General features: G+C 65.6%; 13 protein-coding genes, 1 tRNA gene and 1 pseudogene. 10 read left to right on the plus strand and 5 right to left on the minus strand.

Features of this window, described 5'->3' with window-relative positions:
* Positions 1-17: 17 nt before the first annotated feature.
* The 4 genes from C475_RS01255 to C475_RS01270 all read right to left on the minus strand — a co-directional run bounded on the left by C475_RS01255 (position 18) and on the right by C475_RS01270 (position 3,768).
* Positions 18-932: a phosphoenolpyruvate carboxykinase (ATP) gene (locus C475_RS01255; RefSeq protein WP_006881910.1), complete on the minus strand. Its 915-nt coding sequence runs from the start codon at positions 930-932 to the stop codon at positions 18-20.
* 124 nt (positions 933-1,056) lie between these two features.
* A complete protein-coding gene (locus tag C475_RS01260; RefSeq protein ID WP_049929849.1) occupies positions 1,057-2,844 on the minus strand; it encodes an ABC transporter ATP-binding protein in 1,788 nt (595 codons plus the stop codon).
* 179 nt (positions 2,845-3,023) lie between these two features.
* The gene (locus C475_RS01265) at positions 3,024-3,470 is read right to left on the minus strand and encodes a lasso peptide biosynthesis B2 protein (protein ID WP_006881912.1); all 447 of its coding nucleotides are present in this window, start codon (positions 3,468-3,470) and stop codon (positions 3,024-3,026) included.
* Between the two features lie 7 nt (positions 3,471-3,477).
* Positions 3,478-3,768, minus strand: a complete 291-nt coding sequence (locus tag C475_RS01270) for a PqqD family protein (protein WP_006881913.1) — start codon at positions 3,766-3,768, stop codon at positions 3,478-3,480.
* 316 nt (positions 3,769-4,084) lie between these two features.
* Between C475_RS01270 and C475_RS01275 the strand changes: the two genes are divergently transcribed.
* Both C475_RS01275 and C475_RS01280 read left to right on the plus strand, forming a co-directional pair.
* On the plus strand, positions 4,085-4,945 hold the full coding sequence (locus tag C475_RS01275; RefSeq protein WP_152436298.1) for a hypothetical protein: 861 nt from the start codon (positions 4,085-4,087) through the stop codon (positions 4,943-4,945).
* Positions 4,946-5,058: 113 nt separating this feature from the next.
* On the plus strand, positions 5,059-5,574 hold the full coding sequence (locus C475_RS01280; RefSeq protein WP_235728424.1) for a DUF192 domain-containing protein: 516 nt from the start codon (positions 5,059-5,061) through the stop codon (positions 5,572-5,574).
* Between the two features lie 683 nt (positions 5,575-6,257).
* Here C475_RS01280 and C475_RS01285 read toward each other — a convergent pair.
* A pseudogene (locus C475_RS01285) lies at positions 6,258-7,348 on the minus strand (NAD-dependent epimerase/dehydratase family protein).
* A gap of 308 nt (positions 7,349-7,656) precedes the next feature.
* Between C475_RS01285 and C475_RS01290 the strand changes: the two are divergent.
* The 8 genes from C475_RS01290 to cofC all read left to right on the plus strand — a co-directional run bounded on the left by C475_RS01290 (position 7,657) and on the right by cofC (position 14,148).
* A complete protein-coding gene (locus C475_RS01290; protein ID WP_006881918.1) occupies positions 7,657-8,127 on the plus strand; it encodes an NUDIX hydrolase in 471 nt (156 codons plus the stop codon).
* A 268-nt stretch (positions 8,128-8,395) separates the two neighbouring features.
* Entirely contained in the window at positions 8,396-9,190 is a 795-nt protein-coding gene (locus C475_RS01295; RefSeq protein WP_082223223.1) for a MarR family transcriptional regulator, read from the plus strand.
* Between the two features lie 117 nt (positions 9,191-9,307).
* On the plus strand, positions 9,308-9,904 hold the full coding sequence (gene trmY / locus C475_RS01300) for a tRNA (pseudouridine(54)-N(1))-methyltransferase TrmY (protein ID WP_006881920.1): 597 nt from the start codon (positions 9,308-9,310) through the stop codon (positions 9,902-9,904).
* A gap of 106 nt (positions 9,905-10,010) precedes the next feature.
* A tRNA-Pro gene (locus tag C475_RS01305) sits at positions 10,011-10,083 on the plus strand.
* A gap of 327 nt (positions 10,084-10,410) precedes the next feature.
* Entirely contained in the window at positions 10,411-11,313 is a 903-nt protein-coding gene (locus C475_RS01310) for a complex I NDUFA9 subunit family protein (RefSeq protein WP_049929850.1), read from the plus strand.
* Between the two features lie 266 nt (positions 11,314-11,579).
* On the plus strand, positions 11,580-12,764 hold the full coding sequence (locus tag C475_RS01315; RefSeq protein ID WP_006881922.1) for a tubulin/FtsZ family protein: 1,185 nt from the start codon (positions 11,580-11,582) through the stop codon (positions 12,762-12,764).
* Positions 12,742-13,506 carry a hypothetical protein gene (locus C475_RS01320; protein WP_082223224.1) on the plus strand — a complete coding sequence of 255 codons (765 nt, stop codon included), beginning with the start codon at positions 12,742-12,744 and terminating at the stop codon, positions 13,504-13,506. The genes C475_RS01315 and C475_RS01320 overlap by 23 nt, the downstream gene beginning before the upstream one ends.
* On the plus strand, positions 13,507-14,148 hold the full coding sequence (cofC, locus tag C475_RS01325) for a 2-phospho-L-lactate guanylyltransferase (protein ID WP_006881924.1): 642 nt from the start codon (positions 13,507-13,509) through the stop codon (positions 14,146-14,148).
* Positions 14,149-14,418 lie beyond the last annotated feature (270 nt).

Raw genomic sequence — 14,418 nt, forward strand, 5'->3', positions numbered from 1 at the left:
CCGGACACCGGTCGACTTCATCCTTCTACGAGCCGACCACGTAGCGCGTCCTCGGCCACCTTTTCGACCAGTTCCGGGAGTCTATCGTGGTCCTGCGGACGCTTCAACACGCGGAACGCCGCGGTGTCGACCACGCGCGAGCAGTGCTCGAAGTGGGTCCGGGACTGCTCCGTGTCAGAGAGCAGCCCACGCGCGTGCGTTCGGGAGACGAGTTCGAGCAGTTTCGCGCGGCCGCTCAGCTCCTCGAAGCGGAGGCCGTCGCCGCGCTGGAGTTTGAAACACCGAGTGAGAGGGACGGGGTCGGGTATTTCGGACACCGACAGGTACCGTTTTTCGTACCACGACTCCTCCGACGGGGTGGACCGGTCCGTGACGTCCAGTGCCGCCGCGGCGTCCTCCCGCAAGCGCAGCTGCGGGACGCCCGGGACGACCATCGGAGTCCCGGAGCCGAAACGGATTCCGACCACGTCGTCCTCCAGCATCGAGTACCCCTCGAGCTGCATCGCCGTCGCCGTGGTCGACTTTCCCGCCCCTCGCGGTCCGAGAAACACGACCCCGTTTCCGCCGATGGACACCGCGCTCGCGTGCAAAACGAGATGGTCGCGCTGGTGGAGCACGAGCCCCAGCATCTCGTTTTCCAGCAGCCGGCGAAAGAGGTCCCGGCCCACGACTTCCTCGGAGTCCGGGTCACAGACGACGCGTTCGCCCCCTTCGACCAGGAACGACCCGATCGAGTCGTACGACAGCCGACAGACCCCCGGCGACGCCGCGATCCGGCGACCGTCGAACGCTTCGACCGTCTCGGCTACGGGTGTGACCGCCCCGGTGCGGAATTCGACGTCGACGCTCGCGGGCTCGTCCGGAAGCGGCGGGAGCTCGGGGAGTGTGAATTCGGATCGGATGGTGAGGTCGTACGCGGAGTAATAATGCATTGGCGCCCCCTGTTGTCAACTCAGTACACAGTTGGGCACAAGTTAAAGCTGCCTGCCCCGGTCCTGCGACGACGGCCGTAGCGCCTCCGGGCGGGTTTCGAGTCCGTGACCGACCAACGAAAATTCACGATTGTGTCGCGTAGAGTTCGGCGTACGTTCCGTCGCTCGCGAGCAGTTGGTCGTGTGTCCCGACTTCGGTGACCGATCCATCGACCAAGGTGTAGATACGGTCGGCGTCGTCGACCGTCGAGAGGCGATGTGCGATACTGACCGTCGCGTACTCCGATTCGAGGGAGCGGATCCCTTCGTAAACGGTCTGTTCGATGTTCGAGTCGAGTTCACTCGTCGCCTCGTCCAGCACCAACACGTCGGCGTCTTTCAGGAGCGCCCGAGCGATCGCGACCCGCTGTTTCTGGCCGCCGGACAGCCGCACCCCGTCTTCCCCGAGCTCCGTCCCGTAGCCGTCGGGCAGTTCCGGGAGGAATTCGGTGACCTGTGCGGTTTCGCACGCCCGTTCGACCGCTCGGTCGGATGCGTTTCGGTTCCCAACCGAGACGTTCTCCCGCAGGGTTCCGTCGAACAGGAACGGGTCCTGACGGACGACGGCGAGGCGCTCGCGCCACTCGCGAACGTCGAGATCCCCGATCGGTGTTCCATCCGCACGGATCTCGCCCGCGTCCGGCGCCTGCAGGCGACCGAGGAGCGCGATGACGGTCGATTTTCCCGCGCCCGACGGCCCGACCAGTGCGACTGTCTCGCCGCGCTCGACCGAAAACGAGACGTCGTCGAGAACCCGTTCGCCGCTATCGTACGAGAACGAGACGTCGTCGAAATCGACGCGCCGTACCGTCCGGATCGACTGGTCGCCCCCGGTAGCCGGCGCGTCCCGTTCGGCGAGCGATTCCAGCCGGTCTCGCACCCGCACGAGGTGCGGGAGCTGGCCGTCCAGCGTGTACAGACGGTTGTTGATCTGGTTCACGACGGGCGACAGTCGGAATATCGCGAAGAGGAACACGCCCAGTCGTGCGATCGAGAGCGAGGTCATCCGGAACCCGGCGTAGACGAGTCCGAACACGACGATCACGTTCGCGAACTGGTTGAGATTCTGCAGCGCGGCCTGGTTCCGGCGGAGCCTGACGTTGCTGGTGACGTATCTGTCGAGCGATTCGTGCATCCTGTCGACGAACTCCTCTCGCATGTTAAACAGTCGCACGTCGCGCGCTCCCTGGAGGCTCGCCTGGGAGACCGTCTGGAGCTCGTCGTTGACGTTCGCGACTTCGTCGCCGACCGCGTACGCCGGTTCGAGCACGTAGCGGACGAGGAGGGTACTCACGGTGAGACTCACGACGGCGACGGCAGTCAGCACCGGCGACAACAGCGTGGCCAGGATCAGGTAGACACCGCCCCGGAGCACGATCTCCGTGATGTTGAACGTGGCCATGACGATGCCGGCGGCCCTGTTCGTCTCCGTGATGAAACTGTTCAGGAGGTCGTCCGATCCGACTTCGTCGATGTAGTCGACCGGGCCGTACATCAGCGAATCGAACAACCGTTCGCGGAGCTCACGCTGGTAGCTCACGCCGAGGATAGCTCGGAGCCACCCGCCGACGAAGCTGAGCGCGAACCGGAGGAACATGACCGCGCCGAGACTCACGATGAGGTACTCGAGAGTGAAGGGGATCCCGAAGCGTTCGTAGAATCGGACGAAGAGACCCAACAGCCCGTCGGCGTCGGTCGGAGACGACGACTGGGTTATCTCGATGATGGGCAACAACAGGCCGAGACCGACCCCCTCGAGGAACGCTGCGGCGAAGCTCACGACGACGACCCCTATCCCGAGCCACGGTCTGAATTGGGCCGCTTCGTACACCGCCGATACTTTCTCCCGAAGCGTCGGACCGGTGTCTGTCATTCCGAACACACCATCACAGCGGAACGCCGCCGCGGCCCTCGACCCGGTTCCAGCTCCCGAACCCGCGCTCGCGGACACCGCGCGTGGTCGATCGGACCCGATATCGACATCTTCGGTCGCCGGAACTCCGGTGATCGACCGTACGTCGTGATGCTACTCATCTTTCGATAACACTCTGTTTAGCGTTCATCTCCGGCGCTTATCGCTGGGAGCGGTTCGTACTCTTCCAGGTTGTCCACGTCTCCGATCAGCACCTCGTCTCCCGACTCGATCCAGCTGTGTGCCCTGACACTATCGGCCTCGTCCCTGTCGACGCCGATCCGGTGTTCGAACGAGTGGCCGTAGGTTCGGAGCAGTACCTCCGCGGTCAACGAGCGGACCAGACAGGTCCGGGACCCCGGCAGCCACGAGTCCGCGACGTCGACCGCCGCGACCACCTGACCCGCGGTCGGTGTTCCCGGAACGAACCGCGCGCCGAGGTCACCGGCTCCGGCCAGTACCCACCTGAGCCGATCGAACGAGACGGCGAGCAACCCTCCCGAAATGACGACCAGCAGTCCGCTCGCGACCGCGAGTCGAAGCCGGTCCCCCGGCGGGGCCGAGACGAATTTTCTCACCCGTTCCATCGGCACTTCACCGATCTTCGACGATCCGAGCGAGGTCCTGTTCGACCAATTCGTCGACCAGAGATTCGATATCCGACCGGCATCGTTCCCTCTCGACATCGAACTCGGTTTCGATCTGCTGTGTGATCTCGGCCATCGACCGGGGCTCCTGCATCGTTTCCCAGATCCGGGTCCCGACCTCGTTGAACCCGAAGTACTTCCCCGATCCCGTATGCAGGATCACGGACTCCCCATCGAGCGTCGTCGAAAGCGCGTCTTCGACCGCGGCCACGGTCGTCGAATCCCTGTAGTCACCCATTGTTCGTTGTCAGTTACGGTAGCGTCTTCCCAACAGAATATAAATCCTGACCTTCACGTCGCGTTCACGCGACCGACCGAACCGAGTACTCCGCCGGACCACTCGACCAAAGGAATTTAGTATAAGCGGTTTAGTCCTGCCAGCAAGACCCACATTTGTCCGGTACCGCTATCGTTGAACCCGTTCTCCGGCTTTCGAACGAACGCGCTCTGGGAGAATCAACTCTGAGACTCGAGCGGGGTGCTTTTTCATTCGTCTTCCGGAACACCAGTACGACTCGCAGTATGAACGAGACAACCGCTATGGGATCGGAGGGATGCGGGCGTGGATCACCGCTCTCGACTGCGCTTCCGCGTTCCGGTGCGATCCCGCCGGAAGGCCGCAGACGACATCAGGGGGACTGCTCGTCGAGGGGGGCCGGATCTCAGATTCGGAACCGACTATGAAAGAGGACACGTCGGCGAACTCCGAGGAACGTGACTCCGGCAAGCGGTTAGGGCGCCGGAGCTTTCTGAAAATCGGCGCCATCGTCTCCGCGGTCGCGACATCCGGGTTCGGTATGAGCGGGGTCCTCTCGGGAGAGGACGCCGGGTCGGGGACCGACACCGACACTCGATTCGGCTACGGTGGGACGCCCATCGCGACGACCGGGACGGGAGGGGACTCGGACGTCGAAGGGACGACGCCGGCCGCGACCGATAGCACCGCCTCCACGCAGTCGAGCAGCACCGCGACCCCTGAGACGGTCGGTGATACAGTGACCCCGTTGGTATCGACGACAGCGACGCCGACTGCGGTCGGGGCTCCGACCGAAACTCCGGCGCCGACAGTGACCGATCAAGGGGGTAGCGGCCCCGGCGGCGTCGACGGTGCAGACAGTTCGGATCAGTCGTCCACCGAAACCCCACCGCTGACTCCGACTGGGACGCCGCCCGACACGCCTCGAGACGCTCCGGTCGACACCGGTACACCGGTTTCGACGGACACCGCGACGTCGACGGCGGCCCCCGGTGGCTCCGAGGCACCGGGCGCAACCCCCACCCCGGCACCCAGTGACTCCGACGCACCGAGCGCAACCCCGACCCCGGTACCCGGAGCGACGGCAACTCGAAACCTCACCGACGAGTACGGTGAGCAGGGTTACGGCGAGTACGGGTACGGCGGTGTCCCGTCGTAGACGAGCGGTTCAACACGGAGTCCAGCCTGTATGGCCGGACCGCCCCTCTTGACCCGCAGGTGAGTGATTTTCCGCCCGCAGATTTACGTACTTAGGGTGATAAAAACTCGATAATGTTAGATCGAAAGAGTTGGATGCGCGCCACCCTCGTACTGTCGGTCGGGCTGATGGTCCTCGTCGTGCTGCGGGCGATTCGGACCCGCTCGTCGAGCGGCGACATCTCCGGGTACGAACGTACCGCGGTGTTCTTTTCCGACGGCGACGGCGCCGAACTGGGAACCGCCCGCGTCAGGATCGCCGACACCGACGCGAAGCGTTACGTCGGCCTCAGTCGCACGGAGTCGCTCCGGGAGGGCGAAGGTATGTTGTTCGTACACCCCTGTGAGCAGTCGGTGTCGTACGTGATGCGGGAGATGTCGTTCCCGCTCGATATCGTCTTCGTCGACGAGGACCGGACGGTGACGGACGTCTACCACGCCGAGCTGCCGGCCGATGGACTCGCGGATTCAGAACTCGAACGATACGACGGACGGGCGAAATACGTCCTTGAACTTCCGTATCAGTACACGTCAGAACGCGGGATCGGAGTGGGCGATCGGATCCGATCGGCGTCCGATCGGGACATCTGAACGCCGGCAACGGTTCCCGTTGCGCCCGTCTTCAGGGCCTATCGGGCGGAACGAGTTCGGAATCGGACCCGCTCGGCGACATCTTTCCCCGCTTCAGCTACCGAAACGATCAGTTCCCGCGCACGCGACGCTACAGTTCCAACCGCGAGCAACGCTACGTACACGATACCGAGGATGAAAATTACGGACACGTCTTTCAGATGTTCCGTCACCGACGTATCTGACGCCATGTGAAGATGTACAGCGATTCACTCGTAAATATATTTCCTCGCTGCTACCAAAAATGAAAACTAGAGTGAAGATCGGCGGCTCCTGCAGGGTTCCGACAGCCACTCCGTCGGGATCCCGGAGCGCGAGACGGGTCCCGACCACAACTCCGGACAGGGGCCCCGGTCAGTCGGGACGATTGTCCCGCGGTTCCTGCACTCGACGACGCTTCGGCCCTCTGTCGAACGACGGGCCGGTGGTCGGCTCGCGGACCCTCATCAGTTCCCCGAACGACCTGTACGGATATACTACACTATATTACATATATACTATTTTGATAGTTATACGGATACTGCCGTCGCTCCGAGAGCGGGCCGACCGTGTCGTCCACCGCCAGTCACCCGGTAGCACCGCTTATCGAGAGGGCGGCCCCGACGGGTGCGAATCGGGGCCCCTCGGGTGGGACCCCCTACCGGTCAGCCGTCGAGTAGCGCCCGCGTCGCCCGCCGCACCGCGTCGTCGCTGGAGTCGTCGGGCTCCCAGCCGAGCGCGGAGAGCTTCTCGATTGAGAGGCGCATCCGCGGGACGTCGCCGACCCACCCGCGGTCGCCGCCGGTGTACTCGTAGTCGGGGTCGAGACCCATCTCGTCGGCGACGATGTCGGCGATGGTCGTCACGGAGGTCGTCGTTCGCGTCCCCAGATTGTAGACGTTGAAGTCGCTGTCGGCGTGTTCGACGACGTGGCANGTCGTCACGGAGGTCGTCGTTCGCGTCCCCAGATTGTAGACGTTGAAGTCGCTGTCGGCGTGTTCGACGACGTGGCACATCGCGTCGACGCACTCGTCGACGTCCATGTACGATTTCTCCTGGCGCCCGTCGCCGAGGATCGTCAGCGATTCGGGGTCGTCTTCGAGTTTGTCGATGAAGTCGGGGATCACGGCGCCCAGTTGCAGGCGCGGGCCGACGATGTTGGCGAAGCGATACACCCAGACGGTGAAGTCGTGGCTGTTGGCGTACACCGACAGCAGGCTCTCCTCGCCGAGTTTGGAGGCGCCGTAGATGCTGATCGGTTCCAGCGGGGCGTAATCTTCCGGAGTGGGCCGAGGCGCTTCGCCGTACACCGTCGACGAGGAGGTGAAGGCGATGTTGTCGACGCCCACCTCGTCCATCCGCTCTACGACGGTTTCGGTGAGGCGGTTGTTGAAGCGGTACTGCTCGATGTCGTCGGCCGCGGCGTTCTTGTTCGCGGCGAAGTGGAACACGCCGTCGACGTCCTCGGTGATGGNTTGTTGAAGCGGTACTGCTCGATGTCGTCGGCCGCGGCGTTCTTGTTCGCGGCGAAGTGGAACACGCCGTCGACGTCCTCGGTGATGGCCTCGGCGGCCACGTCGGGGTCGGTCAGGTCGCCCGCGACGACTTCGACCCCGTCGGGGATCCAGTCGCGCTCGCCGTTCGAGAAATCGTCGACCGCGACCACCTCGTTGTCCGCGACGAGTCGCTCACAGAGGTGCGAGCCCACGAAACCTGCCCCGCCCGTCACGACCAGTCGCTTCCCGGAGAGATCCATATTTCGGGGTTGGGAAGAGCTGGTATGGTTGTTTTGGTGAAATTAGTTCACGGTCGCGGATTCACGGGCGAACCGAACAGTCAGATCGCATATCAAGCGGTGACGGCGGCGGAACGTATCGGATCCGTGTCGGACCAGCCCGTGCGACGTTCACGTTTCGTTCGTGGGTCGTGCCTGAGTGTGCCTGCACCTCGTAGCGCGACTGCTGTTCACGGCGCGAGCGGTCCGGTGGTCGCGGCTGTGTTCGCCGTGTGTCGAGTTGTGATAGCCACTAGATTGAAATCGGTGTGCGTAGGATGGTGGTTTAGATGACAGAAACTCCGCTCCGGGCGACGATTTCCCTGCGCGGCGTCGTTTTCGATACCGATGAGACCGTGCTAGTCGTGAAGCGGGCGAGCGACCGCGGCTGGGAACTGCCCGGCGGTCGGCTCGGCGCGCACGAGGCGTGTCGGGCCGGGCTCGAACGGGAGATCCGTGAGGAGACGAGCCTCGAGCCCGCGGTCCGCGAACCGGTACACACGGTCTCGTGGCGAAACGATGCCGATAACGGTCGGTTCGCGGTATACTACCGGTGTGATGCGAGCGAGCGAGCGGTGACCCTCTCTGCGGAACACGTCGGGCACAGCTGGGTTTCGGAAGCGACCGCCCGCGACCGGCTCAGTGACCCGCAAGCGACCGCCGTCGAGCGCGCCCTCGATGCGGACACCTCTTCGATGCGGACGAGTCCCGCACCCGACGGATCGAACACCGCCGAGGCCGATGTCGAACTGCCGCGATAATCGCTCGCGATCGCTTCCCGAGAGGCCGTGTCGAATCCGAGACGACGACGGGGCGAACCGCGAAACTGGCGCGCCCTCCCTTCGGTGTCTATCGCGCCCCCGTCGGCCCCGGTGCGGGTTCGGTGAGCGGGAACCGTCGTTCGTATCCGTGAATTAACGTTCTCCCCTTTTTACGGAGCGTCAGTTCCCGTATTATGTCACCGGGAGCGGTTTCGCGACGAGAGAACGCTGATCGGGCCTAATACAGCAGTAGACTGTCGGCTAGCCCATGTCGCATTGTCTGGACTCGACGGAGGACGACACCGTACGGAGTTCCGGAGGCGACGGCACCGGAGCGGTGACTTACAGGAGGGTGCTCGATGCCGTCGAGAAGCATCCCGACGCGTCGCCGGGCAGGATTGCCGACGAAATCGGAGACGTTCCGGTCTCGTTCGTGGAGCGCGTCTTCGAGGAGCTCGGTGATCCCACCGACGGCGAACGCCCCTCCGGGCGTTCCGGCGAGACCGGCGAGGACCGGAACGCGCCGGTCACGTCCGCTACCGGGAGCCGTTCGACCGCCCGTGACGTGGAAGCGAAGCGCGACGACAGCGATCCGGAAGCGAGCGCGTGCCTCGAGGGTGACGACCCCGTCCGGGAGCCGGACCTGGCTCCCGAGCAGCGAGCCGTCCTTCGAGCGGTCGCGGAGCGTCCGAGCGCGACGCAAGCGGAACTCGCCGAGATCCTCGGAGCGAGCAGGGCGACCGTCTCGAAGCGGCTCAACGAGATCCCCGGGTTCGACTGGAAGTCCCGGCGGGCGTTCGTCGGGAGGGTGTTCGGCGACGGCGCCGGTCGGTCGCTGCGCGCTCGCGAGCACCCTGAAGGCGATTCGGAGCGTGACCGGTTGGCAGCGCTCGCGGACCGGATCGAGCGGCTGGAGTCGGCGGTCGCGGACCGGTCAGCCTCGACCGGGACTGTCGATGTCGAGACGGTTCGAGCGGTGGTCCACGCCTCTCTCGACGCGGACCACATCTCACGGGAGGAAGAGCTACACATCGTCCGTAATCTGCTAGGGGAGCTACGGTAGGCGCGCGGCCGAGTCCGGCACGCGACGGCGGGGCGCGGTGACTGTCGACCGCACGCCCGACCCGTCCGCCGCCGGTACTTCGACGGAGGTAAATCGCGACCGCGTCTCAGCTCGCCCATGCGCCAGTTCGTCGTCCTCGGCCACGACGCGCCGACGACCCCCGACTTCTCGCTCGACGACATCGCCGGCGGCGCCGGCCGCCTCGACGTGCTCTGTCGCTGTGTCACCTCCGCATTTTTCCTCTCGCACGACATCCGCGAGGCCGTCCGGGTCCACCTCGTCCTCGCCGACGAGTTCACCGTTACCTTCGACGGCCGCGAGCTGCGCCGGCTCAACCCCGACGAGCGCTCGACGGCCGCCCTGGTCCGCGGGGCCCTCGACGAGCGCGAGGAAGCCATCGGCCACCAGCCCGTCGAGACCTCGCCGGGCGTCTCGCTCACCCGCAAGGGCTTCGAGCCGACCCTCGACGCCGCCGCCCGCGACGGCGCCGTCGTCCAGCTCCACGAGGACGGCGACCCCGTCGTCGACGCCGAGCCGCCCGCCGACCCCACCTTCGTCCTCTCGGACCACCGCGATTTCACCGATCGGGAGGCCGACCTGCTGGCCGAGTCCGCCGACCGGCGCGTGCGGCTGGGGCCCGAAGCGCTCCACGCCGACCACGCGATCACCGTCGCGCACAACTACCTCGACACCGACGGCTTCACCGAGTACTGACTCGCCCGGTGGCGTCTGCCGGTTCGAAGCGGCCCGCCGTCGGGCGATGGCCGCGCTTCGGAACTGTTAAAAACGGCCAGCGTCTCCGTACAGGTGCTACCAGCACGGGCCGGTGGGGTAGCTTGGTATCCTTCGGCCTTCGGGTGGCCGTAACCGCGATTCGAATTCGCGCCGGCCCACTTTTCCACCCACTTCGCAACGACGAGCGGCGCGTAGCGCTGCGCGTCACGGGGACGCGACCGGCGACGCCGTGAGCGCCAGCGAGGTGCCCGTAGTGAGTGTGTAGATCACGCCGCCCCCACGTTTCCGCCGCACTACGAGCCGAACCCGCCCCCACGCGGGTCCGTCTCGTCGAGACGGTCCCTCAAGAAACCGAAGGCTCCGAGCCGGCGACGACTCGCCGACAGTTCTTTCGGGCGGACGAACCGCGATCGGCGCCCGTCCGGGCGGAGTACACGACCAGTTGGGCGGGAACGTTTAGGGGTCTGGCCCCAAATAGTTCTGACATGAACGTACTTGTCGTCGGTGGGAGCGGATTCGTCGGGACGCATTTGAGCGAAGAACTGGTCGAGCGAGGGCACGAGGTGACGGTTCTCTCGCGGAGTCCCGACGACGACGGGCTGTCTGCGGCGGTGGACACCTACGCGGGCGACGTGACCGACTACGACAGCATCGAGGGCGCCTTCGAGGGCAAGGACGCGGTCGTCTACCTCGTGGCGCTGTCGCCGCTGTTCAAGCCCGACGGGGGCGACGAGATGCACGACCGGATCCACCGCGGCGGCACGGAGAACTGCCTGCGGGCCGCCGAGGAACACGGCGTCGAGCGGTTCGTCCAGATGAGCGCGCTGGGCGCCGACGCGGACGGGCCGACCCACTACCTGCGGGCGAAGGGCCGCGCCGAGGACCTCGTTCGCGACTCGGACAGCGGGTGGGTGATCTTCCGGCCGTCGATCATCTTCGGCGAGGGCGGGGAGTTCGTCACGTTCACGAAGAAGCTCAAGTCCTGGTTCGCGCCGGGCGTGCCGGTGTACCCGCTGCCCGGCGGCGGGAAGCAGACGCGCTTCCAGCCCATCTGGGTCGGGGAGTTCGTCCCGATGATAGCCGACGCGGTCGAGGACGACGAGCACGTCGGCGAGACCTACGAGGTCGGCGGCCCCGACGTGCTGACGCTCCGGGAGGTGACCGAGCTCGTCTACGACTCGGAGGACAAATCGATCTCGATCGTCCCGCTGCCGATGGCGATGGCGAACATCGGCCTGTCCGTGCTGGGGAGCGTCGGATTCCCGATGGGCAAAGACCAGGTCCGGTCGTTGCGGCTGGACAACACGACCGACCGCAACGACGTGGACGCATTCGGCGCGGACGCGACCGAGTTGACGACGTTCCGGTCGTATCTCGGCGTCGCCTGAGCGACAGGTTCGCCGAGTACCGGTTCGTTACCCGAGGTATCGAGCGCTTTCCCGGCAACCGATCGTGTCGTGTGTCCACGTCCCTCACGGGGTCGTGTCCCACTATCGTTCGATTCGTGTCGATACTCGGAAACGTCGGCTTACCGGGGCCCGGTCGAGCGATTTCGCACGCAGTAGTTGTTCCGCTGACGATTTCGCGTTCGATACCCGGACAAAAAGCTTATATCCGCGTTGGGATTGTTTATTTCTCAACGGTAACGGCAGCTATGAAACTGGCGATGATCGGCTTCGGGCAGGCCGGCGGGAAGATCGTCGACAAGTTCCTCGAATACGACGAGGCAACGCAGAGCGGGATCGTCCGCTCTGCAGTCGCGGTCAACACAGCGAAAGCGGACCTGCTCGGGCTAGAACGAATTCCGGAGGAGAATCGAGTACTGATCGGTCAGGCGCGCGTGAAGGGTCACGGCGTCGGGGCCGACAACGAGCTCGGCGCGGAGATCGCCGAGGAAGACATCGACGAGGTCCAGGGGGCCATCGACAACATCCCCGTCCACGAGATCGACGCGTTCATGATCGTGGCCGGACTCGGTGGCGGGACCGGTTCCGGCGGTTCACCGGTCCTCGCGAAGCACCTCAAGCGGATCTACACCGAACCGGTGTACGGCCTGGGCGTGCTGCCCGGCGGCGACGAAGGGGGCATCTACACGCTCAACGCCGCGCGGTCGTTCCAGACGTTCGTCCGCGAGGTCGACAACCTGCTCGTGTTCGACAACGACGCCTGGCGCAAGTCCGGCGAGTCGATGGAGGGCGGCTACGAGCAGATCAACGACGAGATCGTCCGGCGGTTCGGCGTCCTCTTCGGCGCCGGTGAGGTCGGCGCCGGCGACGAGGTCGCCGAGAGCGTCGTCGACTCCTCGGAGATCATCAACACGCTCTCCGGCGGGGGCGTCTCCACCGTGGGGTACGCCGCCGAGACCGTCGAAGAGCAGGACTCCGGTGGACTGCTCTCGCGGTTCAAGGGCGACGACGACGGCCTCGACGACAGCGGCATGGACACCGCAAACACCACCAACCGGATCACGTCGCTGGTCCGGAAGGCGGCGCTGGGGCGGCTGACCCTGCCCTGTGAGATCGACGGCGCCGAGCGGGCGCTGCTCGTGATGAGCGGCCCGTCGAACCACCTCAACCGGAAAGGCATCGAGCGCGGCCGGAAGTGGCTCGAGGAGCAGACCGGTTCGATGGAGGTTCGCGGCGGGGACTACCCCGTCCGCGAGAACAACGTCGCGGCGTCGATCCTGCTGTCGGGCGTCCACAACGTCCCGCGGATCAAGGAGCTCCAGCAGGTGGCGATCGAGGCACAGGACAACATCGACGACATCCGGCAGCAAAGCGAAGAGAACTTAGAGGACTTGGTTGAAGATGACGAAGATGAGCTGGATCCGCTCTTCTAAGAGCGCCGCTCTGGTCGCATTGCTCGCCCTCTCGCTCGTTGCGGTCGGGACAGCCGGTGCTATCTCGGTTTCCCCCGGCGAGGTCCCCAACGAGTCGCAAGTCGGCGAGACGGTGACGACGACGGTGACCGTCGAGGACCCGTTCGTCGACATGCCCGACGAGTGGACGCTCCAGGGGAGCACCGAGCTCACTAACGTCAGCTGGACGGTGACGGTCCGTCAGCAGGGCGAGCAAGTGAGCCAGGAGACCTTCGGCGAGCAGTCGTTCGATCACCCACTCAACGCGAGCAACAACGGCGACACCGTGATCGTCGAGATCACCGGTGACACGCCGGCGGTCGATAACTACACGTACGAGCCCGCCGAGACCTACACGCTCTACGACTTCGACACGGTCCAGGGGAGCTCGACGAACGATCTGAACGCCACCGCGGTTCACCACTACACGAACGCCAGCAAGAACGCGCGGTTGGCCATCGACGAGGCCGCCGCGGCGGTCAACGAGTCCGGCACGGGGCAGAACGACCTTGACCAGGCGATCTCCGCCTACGAGAACGGCAACTTCGAGAACGCCGAGTCCAACGCGCAGGACGCGGTCGAGGCGGCCGAACAGGCCCAGCAGTCCTCTCAGCGCAACCAGACCATCCTGATGGGTGTCGGTGCGCTCGTGGTCCTCGCCATCATCGGCGGCGGGATCTACTACTGGCGCTCCAACCAGGACGAACCGACGAAGCTCCAGTAGATGCGCGTCGTCGTCCCGTTCGCCCCCGAGCGGCCCAAGACTCGCCTCGCGCCGGTCCTCGACGAGGCCGGACGGGTCGCCTTCGCGCGGACGATGCTGGACGACGTCCTCTCCGTTCTTTCGACGCTCGACCGCGAGCGTGGCGTCCCCGTCGATCCGCTCGTCCTCTCGACGGCGTCCGTCGACTGCGGGGCGCCCGTGACCGTCGACGACCGGCAGCTGACCGAGGCGGTGAACGACTATCTGCCGACGAGCGACGGTGACGACCCGGTCGCGGTCGTCATGGCCGACCTGGCGCTCGTGACGCCGGCGGCGCTCGAAGGGCTGTTCGAACCCGACGCGGACGTGGTGATCGCGCCCGGCCGCGGCGGCGGGACGAACGCCCTCGTCGTCCGCGATCCCGACTTCCGCGTCGACTACCACGGCGCGTCGGTCCGCGACCACCGCGATATCGCCCGCGAAGCCGGCCTCTCGGTCGCACACGTCGACTCGTTCCGGCTCGCGACCGACGTGGACGAGCCGGCCGACCTCGTCGAGGTGTTGCTCCACGGGACGGGCGAGGCCGCGACGTGGCTTCGCGAGGCGGGCTTCTCCGTCGTCGCGACCGACGGCCGCGTCGATGTCGAACGGAATTCGGGCTGATCCCGAACGAAATTCGGACAACGGTTTTCATGTGGTAAGACAACTATCCACATGCACGGGCCGATCCCGTGTAGACGGGTCGCGTTTCCCATCGCGCACCTGGCTGCGTCGTCGGTTCCGCTCCCAGACGCCCCGACGCTCGGAGGCGCGGCTGGCCGTTCCGCGGTCGGCAGCCCACGGGTCCGCCGCCGACCGTTCCATTGTTCATCGCGGTTCGGCGGACCCTCGCCCGCTGGCTCCCTCGACGTCCGCTCGTCTCCGGGAGCGTCA

The organism is Halosimplex carlsbadense 2-9-1, assembly GCF_000337455.1.
GTDB lineage: Archaea > Halobacteriota > Halobacteria > Halobacteriales > Haloarculaceae > Halosimplex > Halosimplex carlsbadense.

Bases quoted from the DNA above. Each gene is read 5' to 3' on its own strand.
- C475_RS01295 (WP_082223223.1), top strand. From the start codon at position 8,396: ATGTCGCATTGTCTGGACTCGACGGAGGACGACACCGTACGGAGTTCC.
- C475_RS01265 (WP_006881912.1), bottom strand. From the start codon at position 3,470: ATGGAACGGGTGAGAAAATTCGTCTCGGCCCCGCCGGGGGACCGGCTT.
- C475_RS01270 (WP_006881913.1), bottom strand. From the start codon at position 3,768: ATGGGTGACTACAGGGATTCGACGACCGTGGCCGCGGTCGAAGACGCG.
- trmY (WP_006881920.1), top strand. From the start codon at position 9,308: ATGCGCCAGTTCGTCGTCCTCGGCCACGACGCGCCGACGACCCCCGAC.
- C475_RS01280 (WP_235728424.1), top strand. From the start codon at position 5,059: ATGTTAGATCGAAAGAGTTGGATGCGCGCCACCCTCGTACTGTCGGTC.
- C475_RS01260 (WP_049929849.1), bottom strand. From the start codon at position 2,844: ATGACAGACACCGGTCCGACGCTTCGGGAGAAAGTATCGGCGGTGTAC.
- C475_RS01290 (WP_006881918.1), top strand. From the start codon at position 7,657: ATGACAGAAACTCCGCTCCGGGCGACGATTTCCCTGCGCGGCGTCGTT.
- C475_RS01320 (WP_082223224.1), top strand. From the start codon at position 12,742: ATGAGCTGGATCCGCTCTTCTAAGAGCGCCGCTCTGGTCGCATTGCTC.
- C475_RS01275 (WP_152436298.1), top strand. From the start codon at position 4,085: ATGCGGGCGTGGATCACCGCTCTCGACTGCGCTTCCGCGTTCCGGTGC.
- C475_RS01255 (WP_006881910.1), bottom strand. From the start codon at position 932: ATGCATTATTACTCCGCGTACGACCTCACCATCCGATCCGAATTCACA.
- C475_RS01310 (WP_049929850.1), top strand. From the start codon at position 10,411: ATGAACGTACTTGTCGTCGGTGGGAGCGGATTCGTCGGGACGCATTTG.
- C475_RS01315 (WP_006881922.1), top strand. From the start codon at position 11,580: ATGAAACTGGCGATGATCGGCTTCGGGCAGGCCGGCGGGAAGATCGTC.
- cofC (WP_006881924.1), top strand. From the start codon at position 13,507: ATGCGCGTCGTCGTCCCGTTCGCCCCCGAGCGGCCCAAGACTCGCCTC.